General features: G+C 65.5%; 14 protein-coding genes. 10 read left to right on the top strand and 4 right to left on the bottom strand.

Annotated features, from left to right (window positions below):
• Window positions 1-120 precede the first annotated feature (120 nt).
• The gene (locus KOR34_RS02335) at window positions 121-417 is read left to right on the top strand and encodes a hypothetical protein (RefSeq protein ID WP_146561862.1); all 297 of its coding nucleotides are present in this window, start codon (window positions 121-123) and stop codon (window positions 415-417) included.
• A 172-nt stretch (window positions 418-589) separates the two neighbouring features.
• On the opposite strand, the gene KOR34_RS02330 is transcribed toward KOR34_RS02335, so the two are convergent.
• From KOR34_RS02330 to KOR34_RS02320, 3 genes are all read right to left on the bottom strand, one after another.
• Window positions 590-1807, bottom strand: a complete 1218-nt coding sequence (locus tag KOR34_RS02330; RefSeq protein ID WP_146561860.1) for a hypothetical protein — start codon at window positions 1805-1807, stop codon at window positions 590-592.
• A gap of 173 nt (window positions 1808-1980) precedes the next feature.
• Window positions 1981-2844, bottom strand: coding sequence for a hypothetical protein (locus KOR34_RS02325; protein WP_146561858.1), 864 nt, complete (start codon window positions 2842-2844; stop codon window positions 1981-1983).
• A gap of 237 nt (window positions 2845-3081) precedes the next feature.
• Window positions 3082-3609 carry a hypothetical protein gene (locus KOR34_RS02320; RefSeq protein WP_146561856.1) on the bottom strand — a complete coding sequence of 176 codons (528 nt, stop codon included), beginning with the start codon at window positions 3607-3609 and terminating at the stop codon, window positions 3082-3084.
• Window positions 3610-3671: 62 nt separating this feature from the next.
• On the opposite strand from KOR34_RS02320, the gene KOR34_RS02315 reads away from it, so the two are divergent.
• Window positions 3672-4175 (top strand): hypothetical protein, encoded by a 504-nt coding sequence (locus KOR34_RS02315; protein WP_146561854.1) that lies wholly within the window; start codon window positions 3672-3674, stop codon window positions 4173-4175.
• Window positions 4176-4639: 464 nt separating this feature from the next.
• Here KOR34_RS02315 and KOR34_RS02310 read toward each other — a convergent pair whose 3' ends face one another.
• A complete protein-coding gene (locus KOR34_RS02310; RefSeq protein WP_146561852.1) occupies window positions 4640-4960 on the bottom strand; it encodes an HU family DNA-binding protein in 321 nt (106 codons plus the stop codon).
• 658 nt (window positions 4961-5618) lie between these two features.
• Between KOR34_RS02310 and KOR34_RS02305 the strand changes: the two genes are divergently transcribed.
• The 8 genes from KOR34_RS02305 to KOR34_RS02270 all read left to right on the top strand — a co-directional run bounded on the left by KOR34_RS02305 (window position 5619) and on the right by KOR34_RS02270 (window position 21251).
• Window positions 5619-9722, top strand: a complete 4104-nt coding sequence (locus tag KOR34_RS02305) for an outer membrane protein assembly factor BamB family protein (RefSeq protein ID WP_146561850.1) — start codon at window positions 5619-5621, stop codon at window positions 9720-9722.
• Window positions 9723-9870: 148 nt separating this feature from the next.
• Window positions 9871-10938 (top strand): prenyltransferase/squalene oxidase repeat-containing protein, encoded by a 1068-nt coding sequence (locus tag KOR34_RS02300; protein ID WP_146561848.1) that lies wholly within the window; start codon window positions 9871-9873, stop codon window positions 10936-10938.
• 30 nt (window positions 10939-10968) lie between these two features.
• The gene (locus KOR34_RS02295; RefSeq protein WP_146561847.1) at window positions 10969-12036 is read left to right on the top strand and encodes an AAA family ATPase; all 1068 of its coding nucleotides are present in this window, start codon (window positions 10969-10971) and stop codon (window positions 12034-12036) included.
• Window positions 12002-12940 (top strand): DUF58 domain-containing protein, encoded by a 939-nt coding sequence (locus KOR34_RS02290; protein ID WP_228714475.1) that lies wholly within the window; start codon window positions 12002-12004, stop codon window positions 12938-12940. The genes KOR34_RS02295 and KOR34_RS02290 overlap by 35 nt, the downstream gene beginning before the upstream one ends.
• Before the next feature lie 36 nt (window positions 12941-12976).
• On the top strand, window positions 12977-15151 hold the full coding sequence (locus KOR34_RS02285) for a BatA domain-containing protein (RefSeq protein ID WP_146561845.1): 2175 nt from the start codon (window positions 12977-12979) through the stop codon (window positions 15149-15151).
• Complete coding sequence (locus KOR34_RS02280; protein WP_146561843.1) at window positions 15151-17568, top strand: hypothetical protein; 2418 nt, start codon at window positions 15151-15153, stop codon at window positions 17566-17568. The genes KOR34_RS02285 and KOR34_RS02280 overlap by 1 nt, the downstream gene beginning before the upstream one ends.
• Window positions 17569-17580: 12 nt before the next feature.
• The gene (locus tag KOR34_RS02275) at window positions 17581-19779 is read left to right on the top strand and encodes a DUF4175 domain-containing protein (RefSeq protein ID WP_146561840.1); all 2199 of its coding nucleotides are present in this window, start codon (window positions 17581-17583) and stop codon (window positions 19777-19779) included.
• Between the two features lie 23 nt (window positions 19780-19802).
• The gene (locus KOR34_RS02270; protein WP_146561838.1) at window positions 19803-21251 is read left to right on the top strand and encodes a hypothetical protein; all 1449 of its coding nucleotides are present in this window, start codon (window positions 19803-19805) and stop codon (window positions 21249-21251) included.
• The last annotated feature ends 49 nt before the right edge of the window (window positions 21252-21300 follow it).

The following is a 21300-nucleotide window of genomic DNA, read 5'->3' as shown; positions in this document are numbered from 1 at the left end:
TCGGCCAGAATTGTCCGGCGAGTGTGCATAGCCCCAAGATAGCCAGCCGCTGGGCGGGATGCCACAAGATGGGCGTCCGATTCGTGCCGCTGCGGCTGAGTGACTAAGATACCGCCCGCCATGGAAACGCCGTTCCATTCAACGCCCGTCATCCGAACAGACCCGGCGCCGCTGCCGGAGGGCGTGACGCGCTGCAGCCACACCACGCCCGACGTCACCCTCGACACATGCCACGCGGTTAGGATCACCCTGCGGACGCTGGACGGCAGCCGTCAGTTCTCGCTTATCGCCTGGAGGGGCAGGCCGACGCAGATGAGGCCGATCGACAAGCCGCGGATTACGGCGCTGCGGCTGGGGGATTGGGTGCGGTGGCGTCGCGGTGTCTATGAGGTGGCGGGGGTGGAGGTTTGGCGCTAGAAAGGTACGCAGAAGTTTCACTCCGGCGCACAAGAGCGGACCCCAATTCGCATAGGTGATATACACTGACTGCAATTTGAGGATCGCTCTAGCGACGGAGGTTGGGTGCTCCGTCCGCAGTTGCGCGGATGGCTAGAATGCTGAGGGTGGTCCAACCAACGCACATTCCAGTTCAGCGTGAGTGACGGCTGACAAGGTCACCGCAGTAAGTTTGCTTGCACTGTGCGCTAGCTGACCAGCCGCATCGCCGCTGCGACAGGGCCAAGCCCATGGCTGCCGCCATCAGCACCGCGGCAGACGGCTCAGGGATCGGGATCAGGAACACTTGGCCAAACGTGTTAGTGGGCGAAATCCCATCCACCAAGATTGCCCCATCGTTGTTGATCTCCCTGGCGACGTTCAAGCGCCACCCTCCTAAGTCGGGCACCAGCGTTTCAAGGTCGTAGAAACGGTCGTCTTCCCAAATCATTGCGGTGCTGCGATTGCCCTCGGGCGTTTGAATCGAGCCCACGATTAACCCGGCATCGTTGATGCTCAAGGCGTCGGAGGCTAGGGCGTCCGCGGGGTGGGGCAATTTCTCAACCACACTGTCGATCCACTTTACCGCCCGGATCTCGGCCTGATCTATGTACGACCCCCCAACCACGACTCCACTGGCGTTGATATCGGCCGGCGCGGTGTCATCGCCTCCCGCTAGGTCGGGCAGTGTCGTGAATTCACCGTCTCGCCAGCTCCACCCTTGCAACAAAGATCCGTCGGCGTGGCCTACCACTTCTCCGGCGTCGTTCATAGATCGCACCGTGCCGCGCACTGAAGGCATGGGTCCCCAGTCGACGAATTGCCCACCGTGCCACGTAAAGAGCCGCCGCTCGGCCGCAGATCGAGACAGCTCGAACCAGCCGGCGATCAAGCCGGTCTCATTCACTGCCCCCGCCTCGGCGCCTGTGCCCCCAAACTGGCCGAGTACCTGCAGCACGCCATCGTCCCAGATCGCCGCTTGCGGTCGTGTGCCGGCGCCACCGCCATAGACAGTACCGGCCACCCGCGCAGCGTTGTTAATCGCCAGGCCAATGCCTTCTCGGCCAATTCCTGGGTCGAGGTTTGACACGGTCTGACCGTCGTACCAAAAACCGTCGTTGCCGCCGCGAACGACGAAGTACGTCAGCTGCCGAGAGTCGTTCATATCGAGCACCCGACCGCCGCTGACCGCAAATGGCGCCACCTCAACCCGGTAACCCTTGACGGGGATTACGGACCCGCGAGTTTGCGCGTTGAGCGATTGCGCATCGGGGGCCAGATCGGCCCCTAGCAACTCTGCGGGGTGCGAGTACGCGGCAAGCACCAACGCCGTCAGAATCGTTGGGAGGGGCAGCCAATTCTCTCGAAGCATTAGGTCAACTCCACTCTCATTCGGGCCAGCGTGCCAGGTTCCTCGGGGCACGCCTTCGGATGAGCGGCTCCGCAAGCGTACAGAATAACCGGCGCTCGAGGCCCAGTCTAACGACAGGCCTTGAAACTTACTGAAGATACATCGTCCTGCGAAATCAAGTCGCTGGGCACTGCTCATCTCCGCCGACGGCTGAACGCTCCAACGCACGCCAGGGCAACTAGGGATGCGGCGGTGGGGGTGGGGACTAATACCAGGTTCAACCCCGACGTGTCGTCACCCAAAAACTTGACAATGGCGTTGAGCGGAGTTCCATCCTGAATTGTTCCGGTGAGGCGATACTCGCGCAGAAGAATCGGCAGAGAGGGCGGGGATTCGTTCAGCAGATCCCAGCGGAAATCTGAGCCGTACACGTTAATGGCGGCGTCCCCATTCGGGAAAGCTTCCAGAAAGCCCCCCCCAAAAACATTGAGGGTGCCCCCAGAAGTGGCTTGCACGGTTCGCACCGAGCCCGCATGGAGATTTGCCACGCCACCGAACTCGGCCTTGAGCAGTCCAACCTCACCACCGCGCACTTCGGCGACTGCATCACCTCCAACTTCGTTCTTGAAGTGGGTTTGATATCCAGAAGCCTGGACGCTGCCGGCAGAACCCCCAAGGAACTCGGTGCGGCTGTTGCCCCATCCTTTGAAGTATTGAACCGAGCCGCCCCGAACGGTTGCGACACTCGTCCCCTGTATATCGGCATGCGCGACGTAACCGCCATCCATCAGTACGCTAGCGCTATCGAAGGCACGAACTCCTCCGATGTCCCCACCTCGGATTTCAACACTCCCAGATTCCCAAAGGCGCATATGGGCGACGTATCCGCTTACCATGAGAACTCGCTGGTTCGAGACGAAGTGAGGCGTAGCGGACGACTCGTCAATTACAACGTCGAAGTTGGTTGCCGCACTCACATGGCAGCTCGCAGCAGCTAGTGCGATGCAAATCAACGGCGGCAAGCAACAGCGGGACGCCTCAAGCGCGAGTATCTTCATAGCCCCAGACTATTCGGTAACCGGCGCATTGGCAAACACGCCGTGGAATCCAAGTTCAGCGAGTCGGTGAAGGCTGGCGAAATCGTCAAGCCGTTCGAACTCGGAGGCGGACCACATTGGCTGCGACGCCGGCCCTGGACGTATTCGTCAGAGGGGCATCTAGGGGGCGCTAGCTGGGCCGTGGCCGACGCCCGCGCTGCCAAGTGCTCCAACTTGGAACGTCTTGGCGGCCGGGCCTTACTTCCTACGCCGCGGGTGACAGCCGCAGGAGGGATTGGTGCTGGCGGCCACGTTGTACTTGTCTGCAGTGAAGAGTCGTCCGCAGTCGCAAAGGAACTCGCCGTTTCTGCCATCCAGCTGCCGAACGAACGCTATGCCCTTGAAGACGGCTCCCACTTCGTACAGACCGGTCCTTAGTCGGCAGCCGCAGCTTGGCCGTCTGCTACGCGCCACACTTGGGACGTTCCGTTCGAACACCACTCCGCAGACACAGAGGAATCGGCCCACGCCCCCCTCCAGGCGTTCGAGCAACTCGACTCCTACGAACACCTCTCCAGGAAGGTGCTTCCCTTCGTTGCAACCGCAACTGGTCGTGTTGCCGTCTGCGATGTTGCCGATGCGGGCGTCGAACAGCTCACCACAGTGGCAGCGGAAACGCCCTTTGTACTTCGGCAACCGCTCGACCAGTTCCAGGCCGTTGATTACCTGGCCGGCGGAGTACTTCGGCGGGCGGCCGAGGGTAGGCTTATTGGCTGGGGTTGGCATACCTCAAGCCTAGTCCGTGACGCATCGCAGTCAAAAAACCTAGCTAGACACTGGAGCCCGGGATGGGACACGACATCACAGCCTATCGCTCAGACGTCGACCGCGACGCCTTGCGGATTGAATACGGCCTGATCGACGAAGACGGCGACGATAGCGGCGAGGAAGTCGACGAATGGCTCGCGAGGTACGAAGAGTACGACAAGCACGCTAGTGTCGCCCACTTGCGAAGGTCCGCGGGCGACCCAATGAATCAGGTAATCTACCTTGCCCTGGGCGTCCTCGATGAGGCGTACGCAGGTCCGTCCGGTAAGGGCGTCGAACTGCCAATCTCTCTCGACCAACTCAGGACCGCCGAGACCGTATTGCTCAATAAGACCTACCAAGGCGTGAAGCTTGACCCGAAGGCATCTCGCATCATGAACATCCTTCAACGGATGCTGGGCGGATCTGAAGTCGTGGTAGGCGTCGGCGAGCAGAACCCCGAGCAGGAACTTGAGTTTGTGCGGGCGTGCATCGCCCACCTGGAGGAGGTGGAGGGGGGAGCGTTGTTTATCTTGTTTTCGTGAAGAGAGGGGCAGCGATGCGAATCGCAGCGGACGGGCTCTCTCAAAGCGACCACCTGGCGCAAAACGGTACGTACCGTTTTGGCTTTCTCGAATACCGCTAAACCCCGAGAAATAACGCGATCGGCTGCAACTGCTTGCAATGGTATTTTCGGGGCCGTATAGTGCGAAAGGTTCGAGGAAAACGCCGATAAACGCTTGGTTCTCAGCCGTTCTGAAAAGGCCGGTGTCCCCGGTTCGAGCCCGGGTCTGACCACTAAATTAGAAGGCCCGCGTGGATGCTGTCCACGCGGGCCTTCTGCGTTTGAGATCTGGTGGCCGCCGTCTGGGCAGGCGCATAGTAAAAGGACGCGCGAGAGATTCTCGCGCGTCCTTTTGGCTTGCTATCAGCTCTGATCGCTGCCCGCGCCGTGGGACTGCGTGCGGGGACGCAGGTCAGGCTCGGATCGGCTTCGCGGGGCCCTGGCTTAGGACACCATGTCCTTCAGCTTCTTCAGAGCGGTGACCTTGACCGCCTTGCTAGCGGGCTTGGCCTTGAAGATGGTCGGTTCGCCCGTGAACGGGTTGATGCCTTCCCGCTCCTTGGTGGCCGGCTTGTGCTTGACTGTGATCTTGCACAGGCCTGGGATGGTGAAGACCTCAGGGCCACGGCGGCCAAGAGCCTTCTCGATCTGGCCCGACAGGGCATCAAAGACTTCACCAACCTGCTTCTTGGTCAGGCCGGTCTCCTCCGCGATGTTCGCGAAGATTTCAGTCTTGGTCGGTGGCTTGGGGGCGGCTTTCGCCATAGCGTTGGATCCTCCAATCGATGGTTAAATCTTTACTGGCACGGGCCAAGATCGGCTGATCCAACCCGCGAAGAGGTGATTAAAAGACCCGCCATCACAAATTACAAGCGGGAAATAGCCGTCTCATTCGGAAAATACGGGAAGGTCGTGGCCGTGGCGGCCGTTTTTCCCGCGGATTTGAGGGGATTCTCTGAGCCAGCTTCCACAGCACACACCGTTCGGATGGCTTCTGTGAGGAAGCGTAGTACGCGGCGCCGCAAAGGCCAGCAACTATCGCATTAATTGTCTTAAGGTGTTTTGTGACATAGGCTTGCGGTGCTACGTCGTGTAGCGTAATAACCGCTCACACTGCTTCCGCGTGTGGCTGCGGTGCTGTTCAGGAGCCTATACGGGGTCGGCGTGCATTCAGCTTGTTGGTCCTGGGGCTGGCTCGTAGACTTCAGCGTAGGGCGGCGGGCAAAATATTCGAAAATTCTTCGGGTGAGACGCCAATTTGGTCCCTAAATCTCCTCGCCAACCCGCTCACTGCGACTCATCCGGACTGCCTCAGGCGGACCCATTGGCGCCCGCACTGGGCGGGTGTAAATCGCGGTCCTGCTCAAAAGGCGGGCGAATCCGACGCCGGTTTGCATTGGCCGTCGTACCATTGCTGGCGCTGATGCCTTCCGGTGCGATCGGGGCGACCGCGGACGAAACCGAGGACGAGGTCGGCTTTCAGGACCAGCACTCGCTCTATTATGGGGTGCATCTGCCCCGGGAGCGGGTGCTTGCTCGGGGGCTGACAATCGCCAAGCAGCTGCTTGAAGAGCAGCGTTATGCGGAGTCTCTGCCCGTTCTAGTACGCGTGCTCCATTCGACGGAAGACGCGTACCCTGCCGGTCCGAGCCCCGAGTCGGACGAGCAACTGAGCCTCAAGGCCGAGGCCGCGCGCATCGTCGCCAGGTTGCCCGCCGAGGGCCAGCGGGCATATCGGCTCGAGGTGCAGGCTCAGGCGGAACGCGAGCTCTCTCAGGCTGCGCGCTCGGGCCCGGACGCGCTCCGACTGGTTGTCAGCCGCTTCCCCCATACCGAGGCTTCACGGCTGGCATCGTGGCTGTTGGCCCAACACGCGTTCGAGTTCGGCGAATTCCGGGAGGCAATCGTTTGTCTCGAAACCCTCAAGTGGGATGGGATGCCGGGTGACCAACGTGATCAGGTTGACGCGCAGATCGAGCTAGCTCGCCAGGCCGCCGGAGACTCGACTGCGCAGTCAACTGTCGAGTGGAATGGTGAAGGGAGCTGGCTGAGCGGCAGCCGCGAGTGGCTTGCCGCCGGTGGGGGGCCTGCGCGGAACCCGCTTCTGGATTCGCCGTCGCCCCACCTGTGGGCCGCCTGGGTCAGTTCAGCGGCCGGACTCCCGGGGTGGGCGGCGTCGGCGTCGGTCGGTCAGGACGACTCGCCCCGGGCGAGTGCGGTAAGCCCGCTGGTGGTCGGCCGGTGGGTCGTCGTGCGGCGGCACGATGGCCTGGCGGGCGTTGACCGCGAGAGTGGAAAGCTGGTGTGGCGACGCCGCCTGCCGAGCCACGCCTCCGACACGCCCGCGTCGCACCAGATCCGCCGCATGCAGGGCGACGCCGCCTACCTCAAAGACGTGCTGGAAAGTGAGAGTCGAGACGCGGTGAGCACCCGCATCAGCAGCGATGGGCGGTTGGTCTTCGCGGTCGCGGCGTGGGCTGGGGCGGGCGACAGCCGGCCACGCGACGCTTGGCGGGCCTACAGCGGTGGGGCGTTCGCGATCGATGGAGGGCAGCAGAATCAGCTGGTCGCCGTCGATGCACTTGCCGAAGGGAAGCTCCGTTGGCGGTCGTCGGACGTTGACGGGCTTGATGGGGTCTTCTTTCTAGATTGCCCGCTGGTTGTTGGCGATCGGCTGTTCGTGCTTGGCGAGCAGGATCAAGCCGTCTGCCTGCTGCAGCTCGATCCGCAGACGGGCGAGGTTCGCTGGCGGCAGACAATCGCGACCGTTGAGAGCCCGGTGCAGCAAGAGGCTATGCGGAGGATGGTCGGCGGCAGTGCGTGCTACGCCGATGGTTTGGTCGTCTGCTCAACCGGCGCCGGTCTGCTGGCTGCGGTGGATCCGCTGCAACGCACCCTCCGTTGGGTCTACCGGTTTCCGGTTGAGGGCGGAGTGCAGCTTGGTCGCAGCACGCCCTGGGGCCGCCGCGGATCGGACCGCTGGCCGCGGGATGCCCGCAGGCAGTGGCTATGGAACCAGATGCTTGTGGCCGATGGAAAGGTGCTGGTAGGTTCGCCCGAATCAAGACGGCTGCACTGCGTCGACCTCCAATCCGGCGAGGCAGACTGGTCCACCGGGAATTCGAATCCACAGCTGTTGTGCTCGGCTGACAACGGCGTGGTAATTGTGGCCCGCGAGGACGCCGTTGCGGGGGTTGCGCTCGACGATGGCCGCACCGAGTGGACCACTCGACTCCCGGCAGGGGCGCACCCTGCGGGCTTGGGGGCGTGGTTCCGTGGCGGCTGCCTGCTGCCACTGTCCGACGGCTCGGCGGTGCTGCTACGGCCAGAAGACGGCGAGGTCGCCTCAACCTGGCGGGTCGGGCCCGAAGGCGTGATGGGCAACCTCGCATTCGACGGACAGTCGGTCTATTCGCAATCGTTCACGGGCGTGGCCCGCTTCAATACCAACAGTACTGAGGAGGGCTCGCTCCGCCGTGAGGCCGAGATCGCTTCGGTCAATGGTCGCGACCGCGATGTACTGACAGGTCTGATTGAGGGCTACCGCGAATCTGGCGTTGGATCCGAGTATGCCGCGCGGCTCCGCGAGGTGCTTGCCAGGAGTGGCTACACCGACGTGCTCGACGCCGCGCAGCCAAGCGAGCTTGTCCCGCTGTTCACAGATCGGCCAACGCCCGTGTCGCTCCGCCTGGCACGCCTAGACGCCGCGGTGAAAGCCGCGGACGCCGCCGCGGTTCGACGCGAGGTGGCGGAGTTTATGAACACGCCGGTGGGCGACCAACTGCTGACGCTCGACGCCAGCCGAGCGGTTGCTCCCGCTCTGTGGTTCCGAGCTGCGGTCGAGGCGACCCTCGATCGCGACGCGAGAGATCTCTTGCGCAACGAACTGAGTGGCGACGCGGGGCCGGACCGAATGGCCCTCTTGAACGCAGTGTTCGGCCGAACAGGCCTCGCAGACGCGTCGCGAGACGCGCAGCAGTTCACGCCCGATGGCCGCTGGGCTCTGTCGCAGGTGAGATCGGAGACCCGCCCGCGTGCCGACCGGGTCCGGCGGAGAAGCGGGGGCCGGGTAAGCTCGAATCCCAGTGAGTTCCAGCTGCCGCTACTGGTGGCGGTTGGTGGGGCGAGAGGTCCCGTTTCGCGGCTGGTGGCCTCCTCTTCGGGGCAGGTTTCACTAATGAATGCGCTCGGTGAGGTGACCTCTCAGATTGAGCTTCCTAGGAGCTCACCCGAGAGGCTGCAGCGTTTGGCGAGCGAGGACGCGCCGGTAGCGGGCTGCTGGGGCCGCTGGCTGTGCGTCTGCACCGGCGACGACGTCATCGCAATCGACACCGCTTCGCCCGACTCCGGCGCTGTCTGGTCGGCGAAGCGATCGCTGTTAGAGGTCGACGCACAAGGGCCCCCGGGCCAAGCGGCCCGGCTGCGGTCGGTGGTTCAGGCGGCGGCACAACGTGAGGTGCGTTTGGCCGGGGTCGCCGAACGAGGAGTCACTGTCGCAGCACGAGACCTAGTGGCATGCCTCGACCCGGTCGGGGGGCACGTGCTGTGGGTCGTGAGCGGGATTGAGACCGAAGGGCGGCCCACGGCCGATGCTAAGTACGTCTATTCCTCGCCCACACTGCGGCCGGGCTGGCGGCTCGACCTCGCCGATGGTCGGCGCGCCGAGCTGCCAACGCCCAGCGGGGACCAGCTCGCTATCCTGGGTGGGCGGGTTGCCGTGCTGCAACGAGATTCTCAGTCTGCCCGACTGATTGTCGTTGACAGGTCGACGGGAGGGACGCTGCTCGACCAGCAGTACGAAGCCGCGGTGCAGCATTGCTACCGGGGTCCCCTGCTGACGGTGGTCGACCGCGTCGGGGTGGATGTGTTCGACCTCTCTGCACCTGAGGGTGTGCAGCAATTGCTGCACGACGACCTTTCGCTCGAGGCCGACGTGGTGTCGGTGGTGGCAGAGCGCGTGGACAACCGCCTGCTGGTCGGCGTAAACCACGCGGCGCCGCACGTGCATCGGGCAGCGAGAATCATGCCGATCGACCAGAACCCCGTGCAATCCGGCCCACTCTTCTGCTACAGCCTCGCGGACGGAGGCCGGCTGTGGCCATCGCCGGTCCAGGTATCGGGCAAGGCGCTCTTGGCCCGGCAACCGCAGCTCAGCCCGCTTGCGCTGCTCGCCGCGTCCGTGCAGGAGCGGGACGCCACCGGGCGCTACGACTCTGTACAGCTCGTCGCGATCGATTTGGCGTCTGGCCGGACCGTGCACCGCGACTCGGGGCCGAGGAACGACCGCGGGCGGCAGTACCGCATCCAGCTCGGTCAGGGGCCGAAGCCGTTCTACCAGATATCGCTCGACGACCATTCGGTCGTGCTCTCCGCGGAGCCGCACCCAACCCCTCCAGGTCCGCCCGCGCGGGCCCCGGTTGAGCAGTCCGAGGGGGGGAGTCTGTGGAATATGGGGCGGGCAATCAACAAGCTGCTCGGCGAAGGCCTTGGAGAGATCGCGACACCCGAGCCAGAGGATGACGACTAGCGATTGCGGGGCACGGCAGTGGTAGTTGGCGGTCAAAATGCATCAGGTGGGCCAAATGGGATTAGGACACTCCGCGGGAGGGGCCTACAATGAGAGAAGCGAAAGGAAACCCCTGCCGTTGCCCCTCCACGCGTGCCTGGACGGATTCATGCCACTCTCGCCACAGCGACTCAACCTCTCGCTAGTCTTGGTTACAGCGACCTGCCTAGCAGCCCTGGGTAGTGATCGCAGCAGCTGCCGAGCTCAAACCCCGGACGCCCGGGCGGACGAGGTGATCGACCAGGGACTGCTGTGGTTGGCGTCTCAGCAGCACCGGCTGGGGCACTGGACCGCCCAGGGCCGCTACCCTGCCGCGATGACCGCGCTGTCGGGGCTGGCATTCCTGTGCGAGGGATCGACGCCGACCCAGGGCACCTACTCCGAGAACGTCCGCAGCGCGGTCGATTACCTCGTCCGGCAGGCGCGCCCCAACGGCCTGATTGGCGACCCGCTGCGAGACGACCGCTACACCTACGGTCACGGTTTCTCGATGCTGTTCCTCTCCCAGGTGCTGGGGGAGGAAGAGGACTACCAGCGACAGCAAGAACTCATTCGCGTGCTCACCAAGGCGGTCGAATTCACCGGCGAGGCCCAGACCGCCGCGGGCGGTTGGGGGTACGTCAGCGCGAAAGACCAGTCTGGTTTCGATGAGGGATCCACCACCATTACCCAGGTACAGGGGCTCCGCGGCTGCCGCAACGCGGGCATCCCGGTGCCCAAGGTGGTGATCGACAAGGCGGTTGAGTACATCCACAACTGCACGCTCAAGGACGGCGGCGTACAGTACAGCTCGAAGGGGGGCGGCGGCCGACCGGCAATCACGGCCGCGGCGATCGCGTGCCTGTACAACGCGGGCGAGTACGACGACGAGTTCGTCCCCCGCATGCGGGAGTACTGCCGCCGGCACCTCGACGCGCACAACCAGAGCAACTACGGCCACTGGCACTACGCCCACTTCTACTACTCGCAGGTGCAGTACCGCGAGGGCGGCGAGACCTGGGAGAACTACCGCAAGGCGACCGCCGCCAAGCTGATCCGCGAGGCGAGCCGCGTGCAGACCCCCGCCGGCCAGGGCGTCACCTGGGGCCAGGGCTACATTGGAAACGTCTACACAACAGCGCTCAACCTGATCATCCTGCAGCAAGAGAACGCGGCGCTGCCAATCTACCAACGCTAAGCAGTCCAGACACGCAACCCGGAACCGAGCATGGCCGACGAACATGATCCCCACAGCGACCCGCCGCCAAGCGAAGAGATTGTGGAGCGGATGCGCGCAGCCACCGAGGCGATCCGCACCCAGCTCCGGCAGGTGATTGTGGGGCAGGAGGAGGTGACCGAGCTGCTGTTGATCTCGCTGTTCAGCCGCGGGCACTGCCTGCTGGAGGGGGCGCCGGGGCTCGCCAAGACGCTGCTGGTGAGCACGCTCGCCAAGAGCCTGAACCTGACGTTCAGCCGCATCCAGTTCACGCCCGACCTGATGCCGGCCGACATCACCGGCACCGAGGTGATCGAGGAAAACAAATCGACCGGCGCCCGTGAGATGCGGTTCATCCCGGGGCCTATATTCACCAACGTGGTGCTGGCCGACGAGATCAACCGCACGCCCCCCAAGACCCAGGCCGCGTTGCTCGAGGCGATGCAGGAGAAGCAGGTCACGATCGGCCGTATGCGGCACCTGATCGGAGAGCCGTTCTTTGTGCTCGCCACGCAGAACCCCATCGAGCAGGAGGGCACCTACCCGCTCCCCGAGGCGCAGCAAGACCGCTTCATGATCAAGGCGCTCGTCCGGTACCCCAGCTTCGACGAAGAAGTAGAGGTCGCTCAGCGCACCACCCGCGGCGCCGCGGGCGAGGTGCAGGCCGTGCTCTCGCCCGAAGAGATCTCTAGCCTTCAGGACCTGGTTCGCAGCGTTCCGGTGAGCGATCACGTGACCCGCTACGCCGTGGCCCTGGTTCGCGGCACACGTGTCGGCGAGCCGGAGGTGACCGAATTCTGTCGACGCACGTTGTCTTGGGGCGCCGGGCCTCGGGCGGTGCAGTACCTCATTCTGGGCGGAAAGGCCCGCTGCCTGATGGCGGGGAGGCCGTGCGTCTCGGTGGAGGACATCCAGGCGCTGGCCGCGCCGGTGCTGCGGCACCGCCTAATGCTGGACTTCGCGGCCGAGAGCGAGGGGGTCACCCCCGACGACGTGGTCGCCGACCTGATCAAGAACACCTCCACCCACCCGGACAGGCTCTCCGATGACCCAAGATTCCGCGGCGTCCTTGCTTCCTGACGTCGTCCGCCGCGTTGGACGACTAGAGGTCCGCGCGCGGTACGTCGTCGAAGGATTCCTGAGCGGCCTGCACCGCAGCCCGTACTTCGGGCAGTCGCTCGAGTTCCGCGAGCACCGCCAGTACACACGCGGCGACGACCTGCGCCACGTCGACTGGAAGGTCTGGGCGCGTCAGGACCGGTTGTATGTCAAGCAGTACGAGGAGGACACCAACCTCCGCGCGACGATGCTGGTCGACCAGTCGGCCAGCATGGCGTACGGCGGTGGGCCGCTTTCCAAGCATGAGTACGCGGCCACGCTGACCAGCGCCTTAGCCTACCTGCTGTTGCGACAGAACGACGCGGTTGGCTGCATCACGTTCGCAGCAGGAGTTACCGGCCAGGTCCCGCAGCGTTCCAACAAGGGGCACCTGACCGCCGTTGCTGACCTGCTGCGGAGCGAACCCGGCGGCCGAGAATCGGACATCGGCGTGGCCGCTTCGGCGGCGGCCGCTCAGCTCCCACGCCGGGGGCTGGTGGTGCTCACCAGCGACTTGTTCACCGACCCCGCCGGACTGGACCGTGGGCTACGCCAGCTCCACTTGAAGGGGCACGACCTGATCGTCCTGCACCTGCTCGACGACGACGAGCTCGACTTCCCCTTCAACCGGGCGGCCAGGTTCGAAGGGCTGGAGTCGACCCAGCAACTGGCCTGCAACCCGCGGGCGCTGCAGAAGGGCTACCTGGAAGCGATGGACCGCTTCCTAAACGAGACCCGCCGTATCTGCCTCGCTAATCGCGCCGACTACCAGCTGGTGCGGACCAGCGCGCCGTTCGATGCGGTGCTCACTGCCCTGCTCTCCCGCCGCCAGGTGCGCAGCCGCTCGCGCGACCGTGCCTCGCCGCCGACCGGCGCCCCGTCCTGATCCGACTCGCTCTAAACATTCTCAGATCTGCTCCGCGTGACCTTCGCCTTTCCCTCGCTGCTGTGGCTCGGCATCCCGTTCTTGGCGGGCGTGCTAGCGATCCACCTGCTCAACCTGCGTCGGCAGAAGCCGATCCAGTGGGCGGCGATGGAGTTCCTGCTGGAGAGCGAGCGGATCAATAAGGCTTGGATCAATCTGCGGCAGTGGCTGCTGCTAGCGGTCCGGATGCTTGTGATCGCGGCCGCGGTGTTCGCGCTGGCGAAGCCGCAGCTCAAAAAGTTCACTCTAGCCGCGCTGGCGGACAGCCGTGTGAGCCATATCGTCATCCTGGACGATAGCTACTCCATGTCCGACGAGCACGGCGCCGGCAGCGTGTGGGGCGACGCCGTCGCGGCGGTCGACCGGGTGCTGGAATTCGCAGCCAGTCACCCTCAGCACCAGGTGACGCTGCTCCGCGCGAGCCATGCGGGGCCGGATGAGGCCCTGCTCGGCGAGGGCGAGCAAGACATTGGCCGTCTGCGTGCGCTTCTCGCCGACTGGCGGCCCAGCCAACAACCCGCTGCGCTTGCCCCAGCCATGGCCGGCGCTGTTCAGTTGACCGAGGCGGCGCCAACCGGCGCCCGCCGCATCGTGTACGTGGTGACCGACGGGCGCCGGAGTGAAGTCGAGCCCCTCAACGACTCGGCCCAGCGTGTGGAGCGTCTGCAGGAAGCCGGCGCCGAGGTGCGTTGGGTCGCCTGTGCCGCCACGCACAGCCCCAATCTGACCCTTTCTAGCCTCGAGCCGCTGCCGGGCCCGCTGGCCGCCGGCGTCGAGCTGAGGATGCGGGTACGGGTCACCAATCACGGCCCCGGAACAGCCACGGACGTGTTGGTCCAGGTCGCCCGCGATGGTCGGAGCTCGCCGGCGATCGAGATCGGCGCGATCGAGGCGGGCCAAACCGCCGAGCGGCAGTTCTCGGTGCTCTTCCGCGACCCCGGCCCTCATCGTGTCACCGCTCGATTGGACGCCGACGCGGTTGTGGAGGACAACGCGCGTTACTGCAGTGTCGACTTGGCGCCTGAGCGGAAGGTGCTGCTGGTCGACGGTTCACCTGAGGGCCGCGAAGGGGTGCCGTACGCCGCCGCGCTGCGACCGAATCCGCGGATAAACACCGGTTGGCAGCCAGAGGTTGTGGCGGCCGAGAAGATTAGCGGCGCCACGGCGTTTGGGCAGTACGCGGCCGTGTTCCTGCTGGACGTTCCCAGGCTGAGCGACACAACGGCCGCAGCTCTGGTGGAATACGTCCGCGGCGGCGGCGGGCTGTTCATGTCATTGGGTGAAAACGCGGACCGAGACTTCTACAACCAACAACTCCTGGGAGACCGTCCCCAGGCGATCGCGAAGGTCGAGCTGCTCAAGCAGGGGCGCCCGCCGCTAGGCGAGGGCGGCGACATGACGGTCACTGAGCACCCCGTGTTCGGGGTCTTTTCAGGAGATCGGAACACCTTCCTGAGCCTGGTCGCTGTCAACTACTTGCATAACTGCAGTCCCGTCGATATCGGCGGCCGCGCTCGGGTGATCGCGAGCCACACGAGCGGGGCGCCGTTGGTTGTTGAGAGCCAGCTGGGCGAAGGCCGCGCCGTGGTGATGCTGACAGCCGCCGGGCAGAAGCAGCGTCAGGATGAGAGCTGGTCGAACCTGAGCACCCTGCCGGTTTTCCCGGTGCTCGCTTTGGAGCTGGCGGCGCACCTCGCGGAGCCGAGGCTATCCCCCGATCCGCTCGAAGTGGGAGGGACATGGAATCTGCCCACGGGCGGCGACTCCGGTGGGCCTCGGGTGCGTATCAGTCGGGTAGAGCGTGGCGTCGCGGAGCTGGTCACAGAGGCCTCGCACGACGAGTTCGCGACGCGGGGAGGACCGACGGCGGCAGGTTACTACCGGATTGAGCCCGCGGGCCGATCGGCCGACGAGATCGTTGTTGTGGCGGCAAACGTTGACCCGGCCGAGGGCGATCTCCGACTCCCCGCTGACGGCGAGCTTGCGGACGCGCTCGGGCGAGTCGGCGTTTCCGTGGAAACGGCTGTCGCACTGTCTGCCTCGTCGGGTGAGGATGGCCCTTCCCCCATCCCCCCATTGCTTGCGCTGCTGGTGGTCGGCTTGCTGCTAGGTGAGCAGGCGTTAGGCGTCGCGGCGAGCTACCACCAAGAATCCCGCGGGGGGGCTGCATAGTGATCCTCGCGCAATCAACCAGCGGCCCCGCGCCACGCTACGAGTTCGCCACGCTCGGCCCCTGGTCGGATGAGCCTGGTGCCTTGTTGGCCGCCGCCTGCGTGGGCCTGGTGCTGCTTGCGGCGGTCGCGCTATTCTACTGGCGGGAGCGGGCGTCGCTGTCCCCGGCCGCCATCCTGCCGCTGCTGGTGCTCCGGCTTGGGGCCGTTGTGGGGGTGGTTGTTTACGGGCTAGCGCCCGAAAAGCGTGACGCGCGTGAAGAAACGCAGCCGTCGCGGGTGCTGATGATTGTCGACAACAGTCTCAGCATGTCGATGTCGGACTCGAGCGAGTCGACCGCAAACGCCTCACGAGCGGAGACCGCCGTAGCCCTGCTCGGCGGCGGGCTGCTCGACACGCTCCGCGCGGAGCACGAGGTCCACGTGGCGCCCTCCAGCGATCTGCGCGGCGGCGTTGTGCTTCCCCTCCTCGATGCGAGCGGCGACGCTCAGGCTAGTCAGCAGACTGAAGAACCGCCCGACTTCGCGACGATGCTCGCTCCACGAGCCGCAGAATCGCGCCTCGGTGACGCGATTGAGCAGGGGCTGGCTGTGTCGGCGGGCAGGGCGCTGGCCGGGTTAGTGATGATCTCCGACGGGCAGAACAACGCCGGTGCGAGCCCGGAGCTGGTGTCCGCGGTGGCTGGCGATGCGGGCACGCCGATCTTCACGATCGGCACAGGTAGCGAGTCGGTCGCCAAGAACCTGGCCGTGCGTGACTTGATTGCGCCGCGGCGTGCTTACCCGAAAGATGAGATCCAGCTGACCGCGGTGATCGAGCAGCAAGGGTTCGACGCGGCTAACGCTTCGGCCTCCCTGTTCGTGCGACCCGCCGCAGCGGCGGCCGCGTCGGAGCAACTGCTGGACGCGCAGCCGATCGAGTCTCTGTCGCCAGACGCACCGCTGACGCTGCAGTTCACCGCCAGACCCGAAGAACCGGGGAGCTACGTGTACCGTGTCAGCGTTCGGCCGCTGGCGGGAGAAATCAACGAGGAGGACAACTCCGCGACCGCCGAGGTGCAGGTGGTTGACCGGCTATTGAAGGTGCTGGTCGTGGCGGGCGGGCCGACGCGGGACTACCACTTCCTCCGCGACCAGCTCCGCCGGGACGACTCGTTCGCGGCGGATGTCTGGCTTCAGTCAGCGCCAAATGCAGCGGTGCAGGACGCTGACAACGTGCTCCGCGAGATCCCCGCTGACGAGGAGAAGCTCGGCGAGTACGACCTCTTCGTCGCCCTCGACGCCGACTGGACTCGCGTGCCCCGCCAGACGATCGACGCGATCGAACGGTGCATCGCGGAACGGGGCGCCGGCATGCTCTTCGCAACCGGTCCCGTGAACACTCCTCGCTGGCTCCGCGACGGCGACGCCCAGGGCGTGTTGTCGCTGCTCCCGGTTCGACCGGCCGCCGCGCCGCTGCTGCTCGGGCCGACCGAGCGAAGCTCGCCCACTCCATCGAGGATCGAGCTCACCCGAGCCGGCGAGCAGGCGCCGCCGCTGTGGGTGCTGGGCGATCAGCAGGCCAGCACCGCGTTCTGGGAGGACCAGCTGCCGGGCTTCTACACGACAGCGGAGGTCGACGCCGTTAAGCCGGGCGCCGTTGTCTACGCCGAGGCGGCGTCCAACGAGGCAGCGACCGACAAGCCGCTGGTGGTCTTCGCGGAGCAGTTTTTCGGCGCGGGCCGTTGCTTCTATATTGGGGCGCCGGAGGTCTGGCGGCTGCGAACCGAGTCGACGGCGGCTATGAGAGCCTTCTACACCAAGCTGCTGCAGCACCTGTCGCAGGGGCGGCTCCTGGCCGATTCACCGGCCGGTAGCCTGTTGTTCGAACGGGATCGTTACAACGTCGGCGAGACCCTAACTCTGCGCGCCACGCTGACAGACTCCGCCGCGTCAGAAATCGCGAATCAAGGGTCGCTCACTGCCCGCCTGGAGCTCCCTGACGCCAGTGTGCAATCCGTTCCGCTCAGCAACAGTGGGGCCGCCCCGCATATCTGGACCGGTTCGCTGCGGGCCGACCGAGAGGGCGCCTACCACGCGACCGTCGACATCGCAGCGGTGGGCGACCCGCTCACCGCGAAAACCCAGGTCCTGGTGCCTGCTCTGGAGCGGTCGCGGACGCAGCGGAACACGGCGTTGCTGACCGAGGTCGCGGCGCAGAGCGGCGGGCGATACTACCCAAGCACCGAAGCCGTTCTGTCGGGCGGCGATGACCTTCCGCCGCTTGCAGAGCTGCTGGTGTCTCGCAGCGAGACCATGATTGTTTACGGCGCGCCGGACGAGCAGTTTTCCAAGATGGCGGCTCGATGGCTGCTGGGCCTTATTGCTGGTTGCCTCTTGCTAGAATGGGCCACCCGCCGCGTGCTTGGGCTCGCCTAACAAGACTCTACTATGCCGCACCACCACAATCTTATCCGATACGCGCTCGACACGGTCCGCAGCCGTGTGCGTTTCGCGTTGGCAGGTGAGACCGCGGCCCGCACCACCGTGGCGGTCGGTGGGTTTGTGTGGGCGTGGCTGGCGGTAGACCGGTTGCTCGAACCGCCGTGGTGGGTCCGGGCCGCCGTGTTCGCACTCGCCGGCGCCCTCGTGCTACGCTGGCTCTGGCGGCACTCGCTCTCAGCGCTGCTGACGAGGCTTCCGGACTCCGTGATCGCTGCCTGGATCGAGCGACGCCACCCGGAGCTGGGCGAGTCGCTGCTAACGGCGCTGCATGCGGACCCCCACGACCCCGATCCCTCTCACCGTGTTCTTGTGCAGGCGGCCGAGAGACGGGCCGAGCAAGTGTTGCTGGAGCACGAGGAGCCCGAGGTGGTCGACACGCGTCGGCTCCGGCCCTGGTTCTGGGGCGCCGCGGCGATTCTGCTGACGCTGGTGGCTGGCCTCGCCCTTGCGCCCGATGCGTCCGGTGTCTACTTGCGGCGTCTGGCCTTATCGAGCGAGCTGTGGCCGCGTCAGGTAGTGCTGGTGGCCGAGCAGTTTACGCCGGATGACAACGGGCGGTTGGTGTGGCGGGTTCCGCGGGACACCCCGCTGGAGCTTAATGTCCGCGCCGACTTCACGGGGGGGCACGTCGCGCCGACCGAGGTGCAGGCCCGACTGCGTCAGCAGGACGGCGCCCGCAGCCGTCGGCAGCTCGCAGCGATCGGCGAGCCGACCGGCGGCCCAGACGCGCACCAGGCTTACCGGATGAAGATCGATCGCCTGCGTCAGGACCTGGAGGTTCGACTCTACGGCGGGGACGCCCGGCTAGGGCCGTTGCTGCTGGTAGTGACGCCCCGCCCCACGGTCACCTCTGTGGACGTTGAGGTCAGGCCTCCTTCCTACACGAGCGACCGGCCCTACACGGCGCCCGCGGACGCGGTCGATCAGGTCCCCGAGGGGGCGGCGCTGACGTTCCAAGCGCAGTGCAATAAGCCGCTGCGCAAGGTCGCCGCAACGCTAACACGAGGAGACGTGTCCACCCGGCTGACCGCGGACATAGCGGCCGACGGTCGGCGGTTCACGCTCATGGTCCCGCCTGTGGTTGACGGGGGCGGCGTCGAGATCACGCTGCTCGACCAGGACGGAATCGACAGCCAGCCTGCCTACCGGTTCCCGCTCCGCGTGCAGGCGGACACACCCCCGTCGATCGAGTTCGCCGTAAACGGGGTGGGACGCGTGATCACCCCCGACGCAATCCTGCCGACCGACATCGCCATCGACGACGACCACGGCCTCGGCGCCGCCACCCTGACGTTAACGATCGGTGACTGGGAACTCCCGATCCAACTCCCGGTGGGCGACGTTGGGGACGAGTTGACGGCGTCTCCCTCGGTTGACCTCCTCGCGCTGCGGTCGGATCCGGCGGCGCGCCTGCCCCGCCCCGAGCCCGGTGAGCGGCTGCAGCTGCAGGTGTCAGCCGAGGACCTCTACCGGTCGTCGGCAGACCCAGAGGCGCGGCCGCACGTGAGCACAAGCCAAACCGAGACCTTCACGGTTGTCACGCCCGAAGACCTGGTCGCGCGCCTGGAGGAACGCGAGGTCAACCTCCGCCGCACCTTCGAACAGACCTACGACGAGGCGCGGTCCGCCGAGCTCAACGCCGCCCGCATGGACGACGCCCCCGACGGCGTCGCGGCCGACGAGCTTGCTCGGCGGAGGCGCCTCAGCATGTCGCGGCTCGTTGAGCAGCTCAGCAAGCTCAAGCATGATGTAGCCGGCGCCGGCGAAGGGTTCAGGGGGATCCTCGAAGAGCTCGACAACAACCGCATCCAGAACGACGACCTCAAGGAACGGATCGACGTGCGGATCGTCCGCCCGCTCGACAATATCTCCCAGCGCAGCCTGCCCGAACTTGAAGGGCAGGCCCGATTGGCCGCCAAGTCGTTGGACGACCGGCCCGGCGAACCGGCGCTGCCCGAGGAGGCCAGTGCGAAGCTCCGCTCGACCGTAGCGGAGATGGAGTCCGCGCTCAACGAGATGAAGGCCGTCGAAACCTATAATGAAGTGCTGGCACTGCTGCGTGGGATCATCGACGATCAGCGTGACCTGTCAGAAAAAACGGGCGACGCCCGCAAGTCATCGCTCAAGGGGCTACTGCTGGACTGATCCCCCAGCCTTGGGAACCTGCTATGCACGCTAAACGAGGTACTCTACCAGCCTGCCTGCTAGCCGCCGTCGGCTGGCTTGTGCCCGCGGTTGGCCTCGCACAGCCCGCCGACCTGTCGGTCGAGCAGGCGCAGCTGCAAGAGAAGTTCGCGAGGCTCGAGTCGCTCGCGGTCCGCATCGCCGAGTTTGTGGAGTCGGACAACCCCGATCGGGCGCAGCAGCTGCGGGACGCGATCGGCAAGAGCAGGGACCTGGCGCTCCGCGACCGGTTTGAGGCGATTGTCACGCTCCTCGAGCAGGAACGCTACGCCGCCGCGCAGCGCGATCAGGGCCAGCTAGCGGACAACCTTGAGACGCTACTCGGCTTGCTGCTGGCCGACCCCCGCGAGGCGCGTCTTGAGGCGGAACGCAAGCAGCTCAAGCAGGCGATCCAGGACGTCGGCAAGTTAATCCGCGAGCAGAACGCGCTCCGCAGCGAGACGCTCGACAGCGAAGACCCCAGTGGTGGAGTAGAGCCGCAGAACGCGCTCGAGAAACGCGCCGAGGGCGTCGAGCAAAGCCTGGATGAGCTGATCAAGAAGTCCGACCCGTCCGCGGGTGACGGCCAGACCCCGCAGCAGCCTTCGGGCGAGCCCAGCGACCAGGGCCAAGCGGCGAAGCAAAGAGCCGGGCAGCGCTTGTCCGATGCCCGGTCGGCGATGAAGAAGGCGTCTGGCCAGATGGGTGAAGGAGATTCCCAGGGCGCCGCCGACGCGCAAACCGAGGCCCAGCGGCAGCTCGAGGAGACCCGTGCCGAGCTTGAGGAGGCGCTCCGGCAGACTCGGGAAGAAGAGGCGATGCGGACCCTCACGAGGCTGGCCGCGCGGCTGCGTCGCGTGCTCTCGGAGCAGACCGAGATTAACCGTCTCACTGTTGAGGTGCAGGAGCTGCACGGGGACGCCGTCAGCCCGCAGAAAAGGTCGGCGTCGGCAGGGCTCGCCAAGCGCCAGGATGAGGCCGCGTCCATTGTGGACGGTGCATTGCGGCTGCTGTCCGAAGAGGGCAGCAGTGTGGCGTTCGTCGAGGTGCTGGATCAGGTCCGCGAAGACATGACCTCTGTGTCCGGGCGGCTCATGGGCAGCAAGTGTGGCTCGCTCACCCAGGCGATCGAGCAGGACATCGTCGACGCCCTGGACGAGGCAATCGCCGCGCTCGACTCTCAGCTTGCAGAAATGGCGAACAAAGATCAGCAGGAACAGCAACAGTCGGGGGGCGGCGGAGGGGCGATGCAAGAGCCGCCGCTTGTCGACCAGCTTGCCGAGCTGAGGATGATCCGCTCGCTGCAGGTCAGGGTGCTGAAACGCACGCGTCGGCTGCAGGAATCGCGGAAAGGCGAGCAGATCGCGGAGGAGGATTTCCGCCAGATGCTCGACGACCTCTCCGAGCGACAAGAGCGGGCCGTCGAAGCGGCTTTGCGACTCTCGCAGCAATGATTGCGGATCCCGACCCCCAATACAGCCATCAGGCACCGCCGAATGGCTG

It is taken from the genome of Posidoniimonas corsicana (assembly GCF_007859765.1).
Lineage (GTDB): Bacteria > Planctomycetota > Planctomycetia > Pirellulales > Lacipirellulaceae > Posidoniimonas > Posidoniimonas corsicana.
This window is presented reverse-complemented; position numbering and strand designations above follow the sequence as displayed.

Excerpts from the sequence above, each read along its gene's own strand:
- KOR34_RS02300 (WP_146561848.1), top strand. The coding sequence starts at position 9,871 with ATGCCACTCTCGCCACAGCGACTCAACCTCTCGCTAGTCTTGGTTACA.
- KOR34_RS02335 (WP_146561862.1), top strand. The coding sequence starts at position 121 with ATGGAAACGCCGTTCCATTCAACGCCCGTCATCCGAACAGACCCGGCG.
- KOR34_RS02330 (WP_146561860.1), bottom strand. The coding sequence starts at position 1,807 with ATGCTTCGAGAGAATTGGCTGCCCCTCCCAACGATTCTGACGGCGTTG.
- KOR34_RS02290 (WP_228714475.1), top strand. The coding sequence starts at position 12,002 with ATGACCCAAGATTCCGCGGCGTCCTTGCTTCCTGACGTCGTCCGCCGC.
- KOR34_RS02320 (WP_146561856.1), bottom strand. The coding sequence starts at position 3,609 with ATGCCAACCCCAGCCAATAAGCCTACCCTCGGCCGCCCGCCGAAGTAC.
- KOR34_RS02305 (WP_146561850.1), top strand. The coding sequence starts at position 5,619 with ATGCCTTCCGGTGCGATCGGGGCGACCGCGGACGAAACCGAGGACGAG.
- KOR34_RS02310 (WP_146561852.1), bottom strand. The coding sequence starts at position 4,960 with ATGGCGAAAGCCGCCCCCAAGCCACCGACCAAGACTGAAATCTTCGCG.
- KOR34_RS02325 (WP_146561858.1), bottom strand. The coding sequence starts at position 2,844 with ATGAAGATACTCGCGCTTGAGGCGTCCCGCTGTTGCTTGCCGCCGTTG.
- KOR34_RS02315 (WP_146561854.1), top strand. The coding sequence starts at position 3,672 with ATGGGACACGACATCACAGCCTATCGCTCAGACGTCGACCGCGACGCC.
- KOR34_RS02295 (WP_146561847.1), top strand. The coding sequence starts at position 10,969 with ATGGCCGACGAACATGATCCCCACAGCGACCCGCCGCCAAGCGAAGAG.
- KOR34_RS02270 (WP_146561838.1), top strand. The coding sequence starts at position 19,803 with ATGCACGCTAAACGAGGTACTCTACCAGCCTGCCTGCTAGCCGCCGTC.
- KOR34_RS02275 (WP_146561840.1), top strand. The coding sequence starts at position 17,581 with ATGCCGCACCACCACAATCTTATCCGATACGCGCTCGACACGGTCCGC.